Source organism: Xanthobacter variabilis (assembly GCF_043831965.2).
Taxonomy (GTDB): Bacteria; Pseudomonadota; Alphaproteobacteria; order Rhizobiales; family Xanthobacteraceae; genus Xanthobacter.
The window spans coordinates 2,603,221-2,618,785 of record NZ_CM195533.1; the positions used below are offsets into that span (position 1 = coordinate 2,603,221).

The following is a 15,565-nucleotide window of genomic DNA, read 5'->3' on the forward strand; positions in this document are numbered from 1 at the left end:
CGTCCTCCCGGAGTTGAGACCATGGACGACCTGTTGCAGGAGTTCCTGACGGAGACTAACGAAAGTCTCGACGTCGCCGACGTGGAACTGGTTAAGTTCGAGCAGGACCCGAACAACGCGGAAATCCTGAACAACATTTTCCGTCTGGTGCACACCATCAAGGGCACTTGCGGCTTTATCGGCCTGTCGCGCCTCGCGGCGGTCGCGCATGCTGCTGAAACCTTGATGGGCAAGTTCCGGGACGGCCGGCCGGTGACCGCCGACGCGGTGACGCTGGTGTTGAGCACCATCGACCGCATCAAGTGGATGCTCTCCGCCATCGAGGAGAACAACGGCCAGGAACCGGAAGGCAACGACCAGGATCTCATCAGCCTCCTGGAGGAAATGGCGGCCACCGAGTTGCCGCCGCCCGAGCCCGAGCCGGTTCCGGAGCCCCCGAAGGTTGAGGCTGCCCCGCAGACCCTCGAGCGCGACCTGCTTCCGGGTGAAATTCCCCTCGACGAGCTGGAGCGGCTGTTCCGGGAGACCGAGGTCGAGCTGCCGGCACGAGGCAAGGATAAAGCGAAGGAAGCTGCTCCGGCAGCTTCGGCCGCGGCGTCTTCCGAGACGAAAGCGTCGGCGTCCTCCTCCAAGGGCGATTCTGCCAAGGGCGATTCCTCTAAGAGCGACGCTCCGAAGGCCGAGCCCCCCGCGGAGCCCAAGGCTGCCGCGGCCTCGGTTCCCGCTCCAGTCACCACCTCCGGCGCGATCGCGAAGGCCGACGGGCGCACGCCGGCGACCCAGGGGGGGGCGCAGCGTCCCAGCGGCACGCCCTCTGGCGTGCCCGCCAATGCGGAGGAGGGGACGCACGCTTCCGCCCTTTCCGCGCAGACGATTCGCGTCAGCGTTGGCGTGCTCGAGCAGCTCATGACCATGGTTTCGGAGCTGGTCCTCACGCGTAATCAGCTGATGGAGATTGCACGTCGGCAGGGTGACTCTGAGTACAAGGTCTCCCTGCAGCGCCTGTCCAACGTCACCGGCGAGCTGCAGGATGCGGTCATGCGTGCGCGCATGCAGCCCATCGGCAATGCCTGGCAGAAGCTTCCGCGCATTGTGCGCGACCTGGGCCAGGAACTGGGCAAGCAGATCGAGCTCGAGCAGATCGGCGCCGACACCGAGCTGGATCGGCAGGTGCTGGACCAGATCAAGGACCCGCTCACCCACATGGTGCGCAACTCCGCCGACCACGGGCTGGAGACGCCCGAGGAGCGGCGCGCGGCGGGCAAGCCCGAGCGCGGCACCATCCGCCTGTCCGCTTACCACGAGGGCGGCCATGTGATCGTCGAGATCGCGGACGATGGCCGCGGTCTCAACGTGGGGCGGATCAAGCAGAAGATCGTCGAACGCGGCCTCGCCACCGAGGCGGAAGTCTCGAAGATGCCGGACGTTCAGGCGTTCCGCTACATCTTCCAGGCAGGCTTCTCCACTGCGGAGAAGGTCACCAGCGTGTCCGGCCGCGGCGTCGGCATGGACGTGGTGCGCACGAACATCGAAGCCATTGGCGGCACCATCGAGGTTCACTCGAAGCTTGGCCAGGGCTCGGCGTTCGTCATCAAGATCCCGCTGACGCTGGCGATCGTGCCGGCGCTGATCGTGCGGGCGGCGGACGAGCGGTTCGCGCTGCCGCAGAGCGCGGTGGTCGAGCTGGTGCGGGTGCAGCCGGGCACGGACCATGCGGTGAACTGGTTCAACAACGTGCCGGTCCTGTGCCTGCGAGACAAGTTGTTGCCCATCGTCGCGCTTGGTACCCTGCTAGGCCTTGCGCCCGAGCAGGATGCCCACCAGGCGGACCAGTGGACGGATGCGCTGATCGTGGTGTTGCGCGTGGGCGCGGAAACCTTCGGCGTCGTGGTGGATGCGGTTTCCCACACTGAAGAGATCGTGGTGAAGCCCATGTCGTCCACTTTGCGGCAGGTGCCCATGGTGTCCGGCTGCACCATCCTCGGCGATGGCCGGGTGATCATGATCGTGGACCCGGCCGGTCTGGCCCAGGGGGCTGCCGCGCGCGGCGCGGAGGCGGCCGAGATGGATCTCAACACGGCAGAGGCAACCCATCGGGCTGCGGCGGCGGAAGAGCGCACGTCGCTGCTGCTGTTCCGCGCCGGCTCGCGCGAGCCGAAGGCGGTGCCGCTGGGCCTCGTCACCCGGATCGAGGAGCTGGAGGTTTCCAGCATCGAGCGGGTCAAGGGCTATCCAGTCATCCAGTATCGTGGCGCCCTCATTCCGGTGCTTTACGCCAACGAGGAGGTGGGGCGCGCGAAGAGCGGCACCCAGCCCATGCTGGTGTTCTCCGCCGAAGGTCGCGTCATGGGCCTGCTGGTCGACGAGATCGTGGATATCGTGGAAACCCCGCTCGACATGCAGCTGTCGCCTTCGGGTATGCCGGAAGTACTCGGCGCGGCCGTTATCTCCGGCCAGGCGACCGAGATCCTCGATGTGGGCTTCTACATCAACGTCGCGTTCGGCGAGCGCTTTGAGCAGCTGACGCGCGTGAGCACGCGCCCCAAGCTGCTGCTGGTGGATGACAGCGCGTTCCATCGTGACCTGCTGGCGCCAGTGCTGAAGGGCAACGGCTATGACGTCACCACCTGCTCTTCGGCTCAGGAGGCGCTGGAGCGTCTGGGCGATGACGAGGAGTTTGACGCCATCATCAGCGATCTGGAGCTGCCGGACATGGACGGCTTCGCCCTGGCGGCAGCGGTGCGCGACGACCCGCGCAATCGCGACCTGCCCATCATCGCGGTCAGCGCGTCGCGGGATCGGGACACCATCGAGCGCGGGCGCGCGGCGGGGTTCACCGACTATGTCGCGCGCTATGATCGCGCGGGCCTCATCGAGGCGTTGAAGGAATTTGCCGGACGACAGGGAGCAGCGGCATGAGCGAGCATGTTCCAGCTCTGACGGGGGCCCCGGTCGGCACCTATCAGCAATATGTCACGGTGCGCATCGCATCCCAGCTGTTCGGGCTTCCGATCCAGATGGTGCATGAGGTGTTCGCCCCCGATGCCATCACCCGCGTTCCGCTTGCGCCGCCGGCCATCGCCGGGGTGCTCAACCTGCGCGGCCGGATCGTCACCATGCTCAACATGCGCTGCCTGCTGGGCCTTCCGGCAGCGGAAGGCAAGGGCATGGCGGTCGGCATCGAGCATGATGGTGAGGCGTTCGGCCTCATGATCGACGACGTGGGTGAGGTGCTGGGCCTGGACACCGCGAAGCGGGAGGCCAATCCCGCCAATCTCGATGCCCGCTGGTCCGCAGTCGCCGCCGGTGTTCACCGCTTGTCCGGTGAGCTGATGCTTATCTTGAACGTCGAGCTGGTTCTGCGCGGCGCGGGCACCGTCAAGGCCATCACCGCATCGAGCTATTGAGCGCCGGCGCCGGTGGCGGCGGGGCGCGGAGCCCTGCGCGCCTCCGGTGACGACTGCCCGATGTGCACATCTTAATCAGTCTTCGGTTTCAGCGGCGAGCGCCATCCATGTTTCAAATCCTGGTGGATCTGTTGGCGAGCCGGTGCCAATTTCAATCGAAGACACTCGAGGAGCTTCACGCATGAAGACCTGTCTCGTGGTGGATGATTCAGGCCTCGTGCGAAAGATCGCGCGACGTATCCTGGAGCGTCTCGGCTTCCTGGTCGAAGAGGCTGCCGATGGGCAGATTGCCCTCGACTGCTGCGCGAAGGCGATGCCGGATGTCATCCTGCTTGACTGGGAAATGCCGAACGTCAGCGGCATTGAGTGCCTGCGTCGTCTGCGCGCCACTGAGGCGGGCAAGGCGCCGAAGGTGATCTTCTGCACCAGCCTGAACGACATGGAACACATCGCCGCTGCCCTGGAGGCGGGGGCGGACGAATACATCATGAAGCCGTTCGACGACGACATCCTGCATGAGAAGCTGGAGGCGGTGGGTCTGGCGGAAAAGGATCTTCTGTGAGCCCAACGTCTGTTAATCCCGACTCCTCGGCCCCAGGCCACACCATCCGCGTCATGGTGGTGGACGATTCGGTGTTCGTGCGCGGGATCGTGTCGCGATGGTTGGGCGAGGATCGCGCGCTCGAGGTGGTCGCCACCCATGCGAACGGGCGGCGCGCGGTCGATGACCTCGATCGCTCGCAGCCTGACGTCATCATCCTTGACCTCGAAATGCCGGAGATGGATGGGCTGACCGCATTGCCCCTCATCTTGAAGCAGCGTCCTGGGACGATGGTGGTGGTGGCTTCGACGCTGACGCGACGCGGCGCCGAAGTCAGCCTGAAGGCGCTGACCCTTGGCGCCGCCGATTATCTGCCCAAGCCCGAAGCCGGCCCCGGCATGTTCAATGCCGATGAGTTCAAGCGCGAGCTGCTTGCCAAGGTGCGCAGTCTTGGCGCCAAGGCGCAGCGGCGCAGGGCTGTGGCAGAGGCGGCGCGGTCCGGTACGGTGGCACCGCGCGCACCTGCAACGCCTGCACCTGCGGCGCGCCCGGTAGTCGGGCATCCGCCAGCGACGGCTCCCGCCAGCGCATCATCCGCCGCATCGGCTGCGGCTCGCCTACGGCCTTATTCGATGGCGCCGGTGTCCATTCTTGCGGTTGGCAGCTCCACCGGAGGGCCGCAGGCGCTCACGCGCCTGTTCACCGAGATTGGACCGCATTTGAAGAACATCCCGGTCCTGATCACGCAGCATATGCCGCCCACTTTCACCGCCATTTTGGCTGAGCATGTGGGCCGTGCCTCTGGCCTGCCAGCGGCCGAGGGCACAGATGGCGCTCCAGTGTTGCCGGGGCACATCTATGTGGCTCCGGGTGGCTTGCACATGCTGCTGGAAAAGTCTGGCGGAAATGTCGTGATCCGGCTTTCGGATGCGCCGCCAGTGAATTTCTGTAAGCCGGCGGTGGACCCCATGTTCGCGGCCATTTCCGCTGTGTACCGCCAGGGCATGCTCGCTGTGGTACTCACCGGGATGGGGAGTGATGGGGCCAAGGGCGCGGGGGTTGTGACCGACGCCGGCGGCAGCGTGATCGTTCAAGATGAAGAAACCAGTGTGGTGTGGGGCATGCCCGGCGCCACCGCCGCAGCCGGAAACGCCTGCGAAATCTTGCCCTTGGATGGCATCGGCCGCAAAGTGATCCGGTTGGTCGAGGGGGGACGGCGGTGATCAGTGCTTCGGATTATGAGTTTTTCTCCCGTTTCCTGAAACAGAGATCGGGCCTGCTGCTCACCGACGACAAGCATTATTTGCTCGAAAGTCGCTTGATGCCGCTGCTGCGGAAGTTCGACCTGGCGGACTTCTCGAAACTTGCGGCCGTTCTGAAGGATGGCTCATCAGCCATCATCTCCAGCGCCGTCGTGGAAGCGATGACGACGAATGAGACTCTGTTCTTTCGGGACAAGGCCCCATTCGAGGACTTCACCCGCACCATGCTGCCGACCCTGCATGCCGCACGGCCGGCGGGCCAAAAGCTGCGCATTTGGTGCGCGGCGGCGTCGAGCGGTCAGGAGCCATACTCGCTCGCCATTCTGCTGCTGGAAAATCCCGGTCTCATTGGACGTCGTGACGTCGAGATCATCGGCACCGACCTCTCGAACGACGTGCTGGAACGGGCGCGGGCTGGACGCTACAACCAGTTCGAGGTTCAGCGCGGCATGGGCGTGCAGATGCTGATGAAGTACTTCACCAAGGTCGGTGACCTCTGGGAGGTGAAGGAACCCGTCCGCAAGATGGTGCAATACCGCAAATTCAATCTGCTCGAATCCTTCGCCAGCCTCGGCACCTTCGACATCGTCTTTTGCCGGAATGTGCTCATCTATTTTGATGCGCCGACGAAGGCGGACATCCTGGCGCGTATCGCGCGGGCGCTTACGCCCGATGGATTCCTCGTCCTCGGCGCGGCCGAAACGGTGATTGGCGTTGGCGATGCCTTCAAGCCGTTGCCGCAGCATCGCTGCACATATGTGCCCAATGTTACGCCCGCCGTACGGCCGGCGCCTGTTGGCATGAAGATCTGAGGCGGCCCGGCAGGGCTTGGGTGGCGGCGTCAGGAGGGAGCATCCTGATGCCGCGGATGGCACTCTTTGAGCATCTTTCCCTCTCGCGAAGTCCGGAGGGTGCGCGAGGCTATTGCTGCCGTGTGATTTGTTCGGCTGAACCGATCAGCATCACTTTCGGCGGGATCGGGTCTGCTGAGGCAGCGAAGCTCTCTGAGGCACGGTCAAGGGCGAATGCCGCTTGCTTCGTCACGAAAATTCAACGAGCCGGGTGAGGCCTTCAAAATCAACAAAGGCCTCACAGGGTGCGTCGCAAGGAGTGACGCACCCTGGGCCAGTCGGTTGCTCAGCGGAAAAGGCTGTCGATGTCGTCCTGGGAGACGACGTTCTGATCGTGCGACAGCGCCGGGCCATTCAGCAGCGCAGTATCACCCTCGCGCTGCTTTTCCATCTCCTTGGCGCGTTCCACGAGTTCGCTGCCGCCCCAAATCTCGGTCATGCGGCTCACGCGCTCTTCAATGAAGACGAGCAGCTTCACCACTTTGCGGATGCGCTGGCCCGTAATGTCCTGGAAATTGCAGGCCTCAAACAGCTTCACCACTTCGTTCTGAATGGCGTGCGCCAGCTCCAGGTCGCCGTCCGAAAGGCGGCTAACCAGCTTCTGACTCAAGTTGTCGATGGCTTCAGCTGAGGACAGGATGGTCTCGGTGGCGCCTTCGGTGTCGCTGACGACCGCTTCGAGCTCGCTGGTGGCCGTGTGCAGGCGCTCGCCCCGCGATCCCTCCGTGTGAATGGTCGCAATCTCGTGGCGTGTATTGCGGATGGCATCCTGGATGGTCTCGATGCCGGACCAAAGAACGCTGCGATCACGCTCACGCGCGAGGGTCGGATCGCGCTCTTGGAACTTGCGGATTTCTTCGCGGACTTCAGCAAGCTGTCCGAGAATGCTGTTGATCTGGCTATCGAACGATGTCAGGGCTGTCATCCCCTCGGCGTCGCTCACTGCATTGCCCATGGCCGTCTCGATGCGGAACGGACGACGACGCGCACCCGACATGCAACTCTCCTGGAACGCTCGGAAATCACCGTTCCACCTCTATACGGCGGAAAAACGTCCCCCGAAAGCCCCTGGCTGTCGCGTCCGCAAGCTTCATGCAAGCTCCTGATTGCACAAGGGCTTGTGGTTTGGTGGCATGGTTGCCGCTGGAGAAGACTTGTTCGCCTGTTTGCGGAGTGTGAGATGGCGATTGATCTTTCGATGCCGGTCCTCGTGGTGGACGACTACAAGACGATGGTCCGCATCATCCGCAATCTCCTGAAGCAGATCGGCTTCGATGACGTGGATGAGGCCGCTGATGGAACTGAGGCCCTCGCGAAGTTGAAAGAGCGCAAGTACGGTCTCGTGATCTCCGATTGGAATATGGAGCCGATGACTGGCTATGAGCTGCTGAAGCAGGTTCGTGGCGATGACGCTCTGAGCGACATTCCCTTCATCATGATTACTGCTGAGGCGAAGTCGGAAAACGTCATCGCGGCAAAGAAGGCAGGCGTGAACAACTATATCGTCAAGCCGTTCAATGCGCAGACCCTTAAGGGTAAGATCGACGCTGTTTTCGAGAGCTGATCCGCCTGGCGCGGGAAGGCGGGCGCGCAAGATTCGGTGCGTGGTTCATGTTGCGTCGATGGTGTCCCTCACCGTCGCTCAGGCTGCGTTTTCTTCGCGGCCGAGCGTCCCGCTCATCGGTGGGTTCTCCGAACGACATCCGGGCGCTGAAGGTGTGATGTAACCTTTCGGCGTGTTGTCCCTTGCCCGACTGAGGTGGGTACCGGGATGCTGGCCCGCGTCGCGGGTGGGGCGGTTCGGTGGCGTCGGCAACTGCTCCGAATCGGAGCCTTCGACGCGGTGCCGAAATCACTATTTTGGATTTAGGCGGCGCCTCATCCCTTTGATTTTGATCAAAAATGATTCGTTTGAAGAGGTAAGTTTGGTCCATTTTCGCGGGCGTTTTGTGCAATGCACTCCAGTGTGGAATTATTAATATTGAGTTAACGTATTTGCGCGGATTGCCGCTTGGGGAATCGCGAATATGCTACCTTCCTATGGTTGGTGCCTCTGGGGGAACCGGCTCCGGCATTTTTGCCGGGTCGGGCAGGGCGCACCCACCTTGAGTATGGAGGGTGGGATGTATGTGGTCGTGGACGAGCGGACGTCCGTTATCGAAAGCTATGTTGGGGCTTTTTCCCGCGAAGGGGTCGCTTCGCAGGGATTTACGCATAGTGAGTTCCGCGATTGGATTCTGACGACGTGCGAAGAGGATCTTGGTGCGGTCGAGAGTTTCCTTGTGGGGGACGTGGACGGGCGCACCGGATATCCAGACCTCATTCGAGGCTATTCAAGCGCTCCGATTATTGCGCTTGAAGATGTCAAATCGTTAACGCACACGCTTGAGTTGTTCACTGCGGGAATCGACGATGTCGTTCGTAAGCCCGTCCATGTGAAAGAGATCATGGCGCGCGCGGATGCTGTATGGCGTCGTGTTCGCGCGACCGAGCCTCAGGTTCTAGAGTGTGAGCGCCTGAAGGTGTTCTTCGATGGTCGCGATCCCGAGATTGACGGGCAGGCGTTGGCTTTGCCGCGCCGGGAACGCCACATCCTTGAGTACCTGGTGAAGAACAGCAAACGTCGCGTTACCAAGACGCAGATCTTCAATACGATCTACGGTATCTTCAACGACGATGTCGATGAGAGCGTGATTGAAGGTCACATGAGCAAGCTGCGCAAGAAGCTCCGCTTGAAGCTTGGTTACGACGTCATCGACGCTAAGCGTTATCTCGGCTATCAGTTCGTCGGCTGAACTGGGTATGTCGAGGGTCTGTACAGCCGAGAGAGATTCCTCGGCTGTACAGGCGGCGCGATGACGTGTGGCTTGAAGCGCGTTATCTGTGCTGCTCGTGCATTAAAGCATGGTGTCCTGCGAAATGGGGCATGAGCCGCTCGCGGTAGGCGTTGAACGGGCGCGGTTAGCCGGGGCTCGCTGGCCACTGCTGAGCCATGGCCGATTTGTTCGCTCCCATTAGGTGTGGCGGTAGCACCCTAGACGCGCGTGTCGTGGGCAGCTGAGGCAAGCTCTCCCATTTTCTCCTGAACAGCGTCTGCAGGCTAGCGCAGTGGGCCGAGAAGGATCCGGCGCCGGTGGGCTCATGCGTGTTGCGGTGTAACGTGTCAAAATCGGCGCTGCGTGCCGTTTTCTGCCTCACTGCGGCGGTGGGCATTCTGAGTGCCTGTCGCGTCAAGGTGTTTCCGTTGGTCATTCGTGGTGTGGCGGGCAGTGCGGATTGCCGGCTTTCGGCGTACTCGCGCCGCGTGCGGCTCTTGCCGGCCGGCGGCGCTTTCTCGCTACATTTTTGCCGCATTTGTCAAGATTGGGTGACACCGGAGGGCCAAGGCGGTTGCGAAGTGCGGCAGTAACATGGCAGACCTAGACATTGAACGGGCGCGCGATGTCGATCTCCACCAAGGGCCTTCCCTCGCATTCGGCGGGGCTGCAGCAGCAGTCCCGTGCTGAAGGAATGAGCGTCTGCGATCCCGTGTCCGGTGCTCAGAGCCGCGGGGGCAAGGGAATGGGCAGTCAGGTGCAGGGGGTCCCTCGTGTTTTGCTGGTGGACGATGATGCCCACCTCCTGGCCGAGCTCCATGAAGGTTTGCAGGCCCTTGATATCCCTACCTTAACAGCGCGATCGGCGATCGAGGCATTAGATCAGGTGAGGCGGAACGAGGGCTTGCAGGTCCTTGTCACGGATCTGCAGTTGCCGCGTATCGATGGAGCCGAGCTACTGCAGAAATTGGCGCTGCGCCGTCGGCGGCGCCCGCTCGCGGCAATCGTCATGACCGAACACGCCTCGCTGGACCGCGCGGTCCGTGCGCTCCGCCTCCATGCGGTGGATTTTCTTCAGAAGCCGGTGACGGTGGAAGAGGTCGCGAATGCGATTACCCGCGCATTCTCGCTAGTGCGGGAGGCTGAGCCCGTTGCGGTGGAGGGGCCGGGGACCATCGGGCGATCGGAGTATCTGCGAGCGCTGGTGGCCGCGCGGGCGGATCGCGCGGCAATTTTCGACGCGAATCTTTTTTCAGATCCCGCCTGGGAGATGATGCTGGACCTGGCGGTTGCGGAAGCGTGTGATCGGCCCATCTCCGTGACAAGTCTGTGCATCGCATCCGGCGCGCCCACCACGACCGCCTTGCGGAGGATTGATGAGCTTCGGCAAGCCGGGCTGCTCGACAAGATGCCGGATGCCCGGGACAAGCGCCGCATTGTGGTACGGCTCACGCCCTTGGGGCGCGAGCGCATGGAGGCCTTCGTGGAGCGGCAGGCCGAGCGCATCGGTCTCAAGCTGGACTGAACGGCAGTGGCACCCCGTGCGGTGTGCGGTATTGGCGGAAGGTTGGCCTTGAAGCAGTGCTGCGACTGGCCTATTGTGGCGCATTGGATTCAGCGTGGCGAATGTCAGGCGTTTGATATTTCGGGCGCGAGAGGATCGCAGTCAGACCTAAGCGGTGCGGGGCGATGAGCATCTATCTCGGAACGACATACGCGACTTACAACTACTACGCGAAAAACAGCGACAAGATGCTGGAGCAGCAGGCTGCTGATCCGATCACCAAGAACGCCACCGCCTATTACGAAGAGAATATCGGCAAGGTGACGTCGGTTGACGATTTCGTCAGCAATTATCGGCTGTTCAACTATGCCATGACGGCCTATGGCCTTAGCGACATGGTGTATGCGAAAGCGTACATGGCCAAGGTGCTCGAAAGCGACCTGTCCGATAAGAACAGCTTCGCCAACAAGCTGACCGACACCCGGTTCGTGAATTTCGCGAAGGCGTTTGCGTCCCTCAATCCGGATGCGACCGACACATCGACGACTGCTTCCACTGAGAGCGTGGTGAACGCCTATATGGAGCAGTCGCTCGAAGACGATGTCGGGCAGACGGACGCCGGTGTTCAGCTGGCACTCTATTTCAAGCGGACGGCTTCCACTGTTTCCACGGCTTTTGGCCTGCTTGCGGACAGCGCCATGTGGAAGGTGGTTTCCACGGCTTATGGGTTGCCCGAGAGCCTGGGCAGCATGGATCTGGATACGCAGAAGACCGTGGTCGAATCGAAGCTTGACCTCACGGATCTGCAGGATCCGGAGAAGGTGGACAAGCTGCTGGCCCGCTTCGCCGCTCTTTGGGACATCACCGAGAATGCGAGCAGTGCTCCCATCCTGGCGCTGTTCGGAATGGATACGTCGAGCAGCTCGTCCAGCGAGACGCTTGCATTGTTCTAGCTGGTGGGGCCGTGTCGGCGGCCGCGCGAAGCAGAAACGCTTCCAGACGCCTCGCAATCGCGGGGCGTTTTGCTTTTTTGCGGCTTCGCTCTCGCTCATCCATCGGGCGTTGGGCGGTCGATGGTCATGGCACAAGAGATCCACCGGCGTCTAAGGAATGGCAGATGTGCGCTCCGTTGGCTGCGTGGCGGAGGGGCGGGATTGTCGAGCCAGCCGCAGCTGCGGAGAAACCTTGGCTTGGCTTTGTCGGCCACAAGGTGCAGCAGTCCATAGTGGTGCGCTCCAATCGTCGGCGCCGGTAAGGCGAGACGTCGCGTTGAAGGGGCGGGCTCGACTCTCCGCTTTCGCTCACTGATCGAGCAGCTCGCGCAATTTATGGTGTGCTTCTACCGGGAATGCAACGGCGCGTGCGCCGGTCGCATTTTTGTTGTTCAATGAGGCCGTCGAGCCCATTGGCGCGATCAAACGGGCGCCCCCTTGGAACGAGGAGGTACAAGATGCTCCGCCTTGCAGCCCTGGTCGTGACGCTGGTGAGTCTGTGTCCCGCGCTGCCGGTGGTGGCTCAGCCGGTCATCGGCACTCCCGGTGCGCCAGACTCCACCATTGTCATTGACGGCCTGCAGCTGCCGCCACCTCCGCAGCCGTTTCGCGGTGTCATCAAGGATCTGTCACAGGATTCGAGGCCCTATTGGCCGGCCCGCATTGTTCCGCCGTCGGGGGCGCCCAATGTCCTGCTGATCATGACTGATGATGTGGGCTTTGGCGCCCCCTCCACCTTTGGTGGGGTGATCCCGACGCCGACGCTCGATCGGATCGCCAATGATGGCCTGCGGTACACCAATTTCCACTCGACTTCCCTGTGCTCGCCAACCCGTGCCGCGCTTCTGACGGGGAGAAACCACCATGTGGCCGGCTATGGTGTCATTGCAGAAATGGCCACGGGCTATCCGGGGTATGATAGTGTCATCACCAAGGATAAGGCCACCATTGGGCAGATCCTGCTCGGCAATGGCTACCGCACGTCCTGGTTCGGCAAGAACCACAACACGCCAGCCTTCCAGGCGATTTCCACCGGGCCCTTCGACCAATGGCCGACAGGCATGGGCTTCGAGTATTTCTATGGTTTCATGGGTGGGGATACCAGCCAATGGCAGCCGGATAACCTGGCCCGCAACACCACCTATATCTATCCATTTGAAGGTCATCCCGATTTCAACCTGACCACAGCCATGGCGGATGAGGCGATTGCCTATATTAATAAGGTGAATACCCTTACGCCTGATCAGCCCTTCTTCATCTATTACGCGCCCGGCGGCACCCACGCGCCCCACCACCCGACACCCGAATGGATCGAGAAGGCGACACGCCTGCACCTGTTCGACAAGGGCTGGAACGTGCTGCGAGAGCAGATCTTTGAGAACCAGAAAAGGCTGGGCGTCATCCCGGCGCATGCGCGGCTCACGCCTTGGCCAGATGACCTCTTGAAGCGCTGGGACCAGCTCTCCGACGATGAAAGGAAGATGTTCAAGCGCCAGGTGGACGTCTACGCGGCCTATCTCATGTACACGGACCATGAGATCGGGCGTGTCGTCGATGCGGTGGAGGTCGCGGGCAAGCTCGATAATACGTTGATTATCTATATCAGTGGCGACAACGGCTCCAGCGCGGAAGGCACATTGATCGGCACCCCCAATGAGGTTGCCATGTTCAATGGCGTCGATGTGCCGGTGGAGGACCAGCTCAAGTATTTCTATGATGTGTGGGGGTCGGACAAGACGTACAACCATATGGCTGTCGGCTGGACCTGGGCATTCGACACGCCGTTTTCCTGGACCAAGCAGGTGGCTTCGCACTTCGGCGGCACCCGGCAGGGCATGGCCATTTCCTGGCCGAAGATCATTACGGACAGGGGCGGAATCCGCAACCAGTTCCACCATGTGGTGGACATTCTGCCCACAGTGCTCGAGGCCACGGGCATCAAGGCGCCGGAGGAGGTGAACGGCATCCGCCAGGCGCCCATTGAAGGGGTGAGCATGGCCTACACCTTTGCCAAGGGAAATGCGAATGCGCCCTCGCGCCATGTCACCCAGTATTTCGAAATGATGGGCGACCACGCCATCTATCACGACGGCTGGAGTCTCTCCAGCAAGGTCATGCGCCCGCCATGGGTTACGGTGAGCAATCCGGACCTCGATCCCGTCCATTATCCCTGGGAGCTCTATAATCTGGCTGACGACTGGACGCAGTATCAGGATGTCGCCGCCGAGAACCCGGAAAAGGTGCAGGAGCTGTCGGCTCTGTTCTGGGCAGAGGCCAAAAAGCACCAGGTGCTGCCGCTCGATGCAACGCTGACCACGCGCCTCATCACGCCACGTCCAAGCATCACGGCGGGGCGCAATGTGTTCACCTGGCGCTCGCCGCTCATCGGCACCCCGAACGGGGACGCGCCCTCGGTACTGAACACCTCCTACACCTTCACCGCCGAGGTGGACGTGCCCGTGGGGGGCGGGGATGGCATGCTCATCACCCAGGGCGGGCGTTTTGCAGGCTATGGCTTCTACCTGTTGAAGGGCAGGCCGACCTTCACCTGGAACCTGGTCGGTTTGAAGCGCATCAAGTGGCAGGGGCAGGCGCCACTCAGCCCCGGCAAGCACACCTTGGTGTTTGATTTCAAATATGACGGCCTCGGTGCGGGCACGCTGGCGTTCGGCTCCACCAGCGGCATCGGCCGCGGCGGGACCGGTACGTTGAGGGTCGACGGCAATGTGGTCGCCACCGGCCGGATGGAGCATACCATTCCCTTCATCCTCGCCTGGGACGAAAACCTGGATGTGGGGGCCGACACCGGCACGCCGGTGGACGATGCGGACTATCAGGTGCCCTTTTCGTTCAACGGCACCATCGGCCAGATCACCCTCGCCATCGATGCGCCGCAGCTCTCTCCGGAGGATGTGGCGCGGCTGAAGGCGGCGCGCGCCAAGGCGGCGGACGGGCCCGTGGCCGGCGAGGCGGAGGCGGTGAATGCGCTGGGCGGGGTGAGCCCCGTCACCGCGCGGCTCGACCGGTTCAAAGCCTGCCGGGACGAGGCGCTGGCGAAAGATCTGGATCTGTTCGATCGCATCAAGTTCGTGCAGGAGTGCATGCACTGATAGGAGGAGAAATACCTCTTTTGGCTGTGGCCGAAGGGCCTCACCGCCGGCGCTGCGATGGCGCCATGGGGAAGTTCCTCTGGCGTGGGGAGCCGTCACCGGGCAAGATCAGGCGAGAAAAATGAGCCGGGGCAACCTGAAGGGGCGGCCGGCGCCGGTAGAGGGAGCGAGGCTCAGGTGGGCGATCATGATCGGAGAAGGCGCACTCGCGTTGCTGCCAGCCATGGGTGGCTGAAGAAGCGCGCGCGCGCGGAGCTGGCCGCGGCCATCTGCGCGATGAGCATGTGCGTCGGCGTGCCGGCTCGTGCGGCTGATCTTGCGCCGGCGGCGCCGCTTGGTGTCCCTGGGGCCGTCGGCGCGCCGGTGGAATCACGCTGGGAGTTCGAGTTCGCGCTCTATGGGTGGGCGACGGGCATTGACGGCAATGTGGGCGTGCGCCGCCTGCCGACTTTCCCGGTGGATGCCTCGTTCTCCGATGTGGTGTCGCACCTGGATGGCGCCTTCATGGGCACATTCCTGGCTAAGAAGGATGGCTGGACGCTTTTCGCGGACATTGTCTGGTCGAAGCTGTCCGCCGACAAAAGCCTGGATTGGACGGGGCTGCCCCAGCTTTCCGCCACTCAAAAGCTGTTCATCGCCAGCGGCATCGCGGGCTATCGGCTGCCGGTGGGCGGGCCCGGCTTCGATCTCAGCGCCACTGCGGGCTTTCGCTACCAGCGCCTGACCTTCGACACGAACATCAGCTCCGGCCTGCTGCCGATTTCTTTTTCCCAGAGCGATGTCAAAGAGTGGCTGGATCCGGTGTTCGGTCTGCTGCTGCAATACCGCATCAACGACAAGTGGTTCCTGAACGCGCTGGCGGATATCGGCGGCTTCGGCGTGGGCTCCAAGCTGACTTCGCAGGGGTTCGTGTCGCTGGGGTATAATTGGACCGAAGCATGGTCCACCGCCATTGGCTATCGGGCGCTTTATACGGATTATCAGTCAGTTACGAGTCCATCGGCGGATTTCCGCTACACCACCACCATTCACGGGCCCTTCCTCAGCGTCGCCTATCATTTCTGAGGACGGAGCAGCGGTCA

At 62.3% G+C, this 15,565-nt stretch carries 12 protein-coding genes; 11 read left to right on the forward strand and 1 reads right to left on the reverse strand.

Translation table 11 applies throughout. The annotated features are described in order from the left end of the window. Positions 1-21: 21 nt before the first annotated feature. The 5 genes from V5F26_RS11270 (at position 22) to V5F26_RS11290 (ending at position 6,022) form a co-directional block, all read left to right on the forward strand. On the forward strand, positions 22-2,919 hold the full coding sequence (locus tag V5F26_RS11270; protein ID WP_394057644.1) for a hybrid sensor histidine kinase/response regulator: 2,898 nt from the start codon (positions 22-24) through the stop codon (positions 2,917-2,919). Beyond that, the gene (locus V5F26_RS11275) at positions 2,916-3,407 is read left to right on the forward strand and encodes a chemotaxis protein CheW (RefSeq protein ID WP_234053995.1); all 492 of its coding nucleotides are present in this window, start codon (positions 2,916-2,918) and stop codon (positions 3,405-3,407) included. The genes V5F26_RS11270 and V5F26_RS11275 overlap by 4 nt, the downstream gene beginning before the upstream one ends. A 181-nt stretch (positions 3,408-3,588) precedes the next feature. Next, positions 3,589-3,969, forward strand: a complete 381-nt coding sequence (locus tag V5F26_RS11280; protein ID WP_234053996.1) for a response regulator — start codon at positions 3,589-3,591, stop codon at positions 3,967-3,969. A gap of 53 nt (positions 3,970-4,022) precedes the next feature. Then, on the forward strand, positions 4,023-5,171 hold the full coding sequence (locus V5F26_RS11285; protein WP_394057646.1) for a protein-glutamate methylesterase/protein-glutamine glutaminase: 1,149 nt from the start codon (positions 4,023-4,025) through the stop codon (positions 5,169-5,171). Next, the gene (locus V5F26_RS11290) at positions 5,171-6,022 is read left to right on the forward strand and encodes a CheR family methyltransferase (RefSeq protein ID WP_394057654.1); all 852 of its coding nucleotides are present in this window, start codon (positions 5,171-5,173) and stop codon (positions 6,020-6,022) included. The genes V5F26_RS11285 and V5F26_RS11290 overlap by 1 nt, the downstream gene beginning before the upstream one ends. 325 nt (positions 6,023-6,347) lie before the next feature. Here the strand turns inward: V5F26_RS11290 and V5F26_RS11295 are convergent, their stop codons facing one another. After that, positions 6,348-7,058 (reverse strand): protein phosphatase CheZ, encoded by a 711-nt coding sequence (locus V5F26_RS11295; protein WP_234053999.1) that lies wholly within the window; start codon positions 7,056-7,058, stop codon positions 6,348-6,350. A gap of 183 nt (positions 7,059-7,241) precedes the next feature. On the opposite strand from V5F26_RS11295, the gene V5F26_RS11300 reads away from it, so the two are divergent. From V5F26_RS11300 to V5F26_RS11325, 6 genes are all read left to right on the forward strand, one after another. Further along, a complete protein-coding gene (locus tag V5F26_RS11300; protein WP_234054000.1) occupies positions 7,242-7,625 on the forward strand; it encodes a response regulator in 384 nt (127 codons plus the stop codon). 559 nt (positions 7,626-8,184) lie between these two features. Further along, a complete protein-coding gene (locus V5F26_RS11305; RefSeq protein WP_234054001.1) occupies positions 8,185-8,856 on the forward strand; it encodes a response regulator transcription factor in 672 nt (223 codons plus the stop codon). Between the two features lie 646 nt (positions 8,857-9,502). Further along, on the forward strand, positions 9,503-10,402 hold the full coding sequence (locus tag V5F26_RS11310) for a response regulator (protein ID WP_234054002.1): 900 nt from the start codon (positions 9,503-9,505) through the stop codon (positions 10,400-10,402). Between the two features lie 164 nt (positions 10,403-10,566). Further along, positions 10,567-11,334 (forward strand): DUF1217 domain-containing protein, encoded by a 768-nt coding sequence (locus V5F26_RS11315; protein ID WP_234054003.1) that lies wholly within the window; start codon positions 10,567-10,569, stop codon positions 11,332-11,334. A gap of 497 nt (positions 11,335-11,831) precedes the next feature. After that, positions 11,832-14,483, forward strand: coding sequence for an arylsulfatase (locus V5F26_RS11320; RefSeq protein WP_394945949.1), 2,652 nt, complete (start codon positions 11,832-11,834; stop codon positions 14,481-14,483). An 84-nt stretch (positions 14,484-14,567) separates the two neighbouring features. Then, complete coding sequence (locus V5F26_RS11325; protein ID WP_509210503.1) at positions 14,568-15,548, forward strand: hypothetical protein; 981 nt, start codon at positions 14,568-14,570, stop codon at positions 15,546-15,548. Positions 15,549-15,565: the final 17 nt, after the last annotated feature.

Bases quoted from the DNA above. Each gene is read 5' to 3' on its own strand.
- V5F26_RS11270 (WP_394057644.1), top strand. From the start codon at position 22: ATGGACGACCTGTTGCAGGAGTTCCTGACGGAGACTAACGAAAGTCTC.
- V5F26_RS11275 (WP_234053995.1), top strand. From the start codon at position 2,916: ATGAGCGAGCATGTTCCAGCTCTGACGGGGGCCCCGGTCGGCACCTAT.
- V5F26_RS11280 (WP_234053996.1), top strand. From the start codon at position 3,589: ATGAAGACCTGTCTCGTGGTGGATGATTCAGGCCTCGTGCGAAAGATC.
- V5F26_RS11285 (WP_394057646.1), top strand. From the start codon at position 4,023: ATGGTGGTGGACGATTCGGTGTTCGTGCGCGGGATCGTGTCGCGATGG.
- V5F26_RS11295 (WP_234053999.1), bottom strand. From the start codon at position 7,058: ATGTCGGGTGCGCGTCGTCGTCCGTTCCGCATCGAGACGGCCATGGGC.
- V5F26_RS11300 (WP_234054000.1), top strand. From the start codon at position 7,242: ATGGCGATTGATCTTTCGATGCCGGTCCTCGTGGTGGACGACTACAAG.
- V5F26_RS11305 (WP_234054001.1), top strand. From the start codon at position 8,185: ATGTATGTGGTCGTGGACGAGCGGACGTCCGTTATCGAAAGCTATGTT.
- V5F26_RS11310 (WP_234054002.1), top strand. From the start codon at position 9,503: ATGTCGATCTCCACCAAGGGCCTTCCCTCGCATTCGGCGGGGCTGCAG.
- V5F26_RS11315 (WP_234054003.1), top strand. From the start codon at position 10,567: ATGAGCATCTATCTCGGAACGACATACGCGACTTACAACTACTACGCG.
- V5F26_RS11320 (WP_394945949.1), top strand. From the start codon at position 11,832: ATGCTCCGCCTTGCAGCCCTGGTCGTGACGCTGGTGAGTCTGTGTCCC.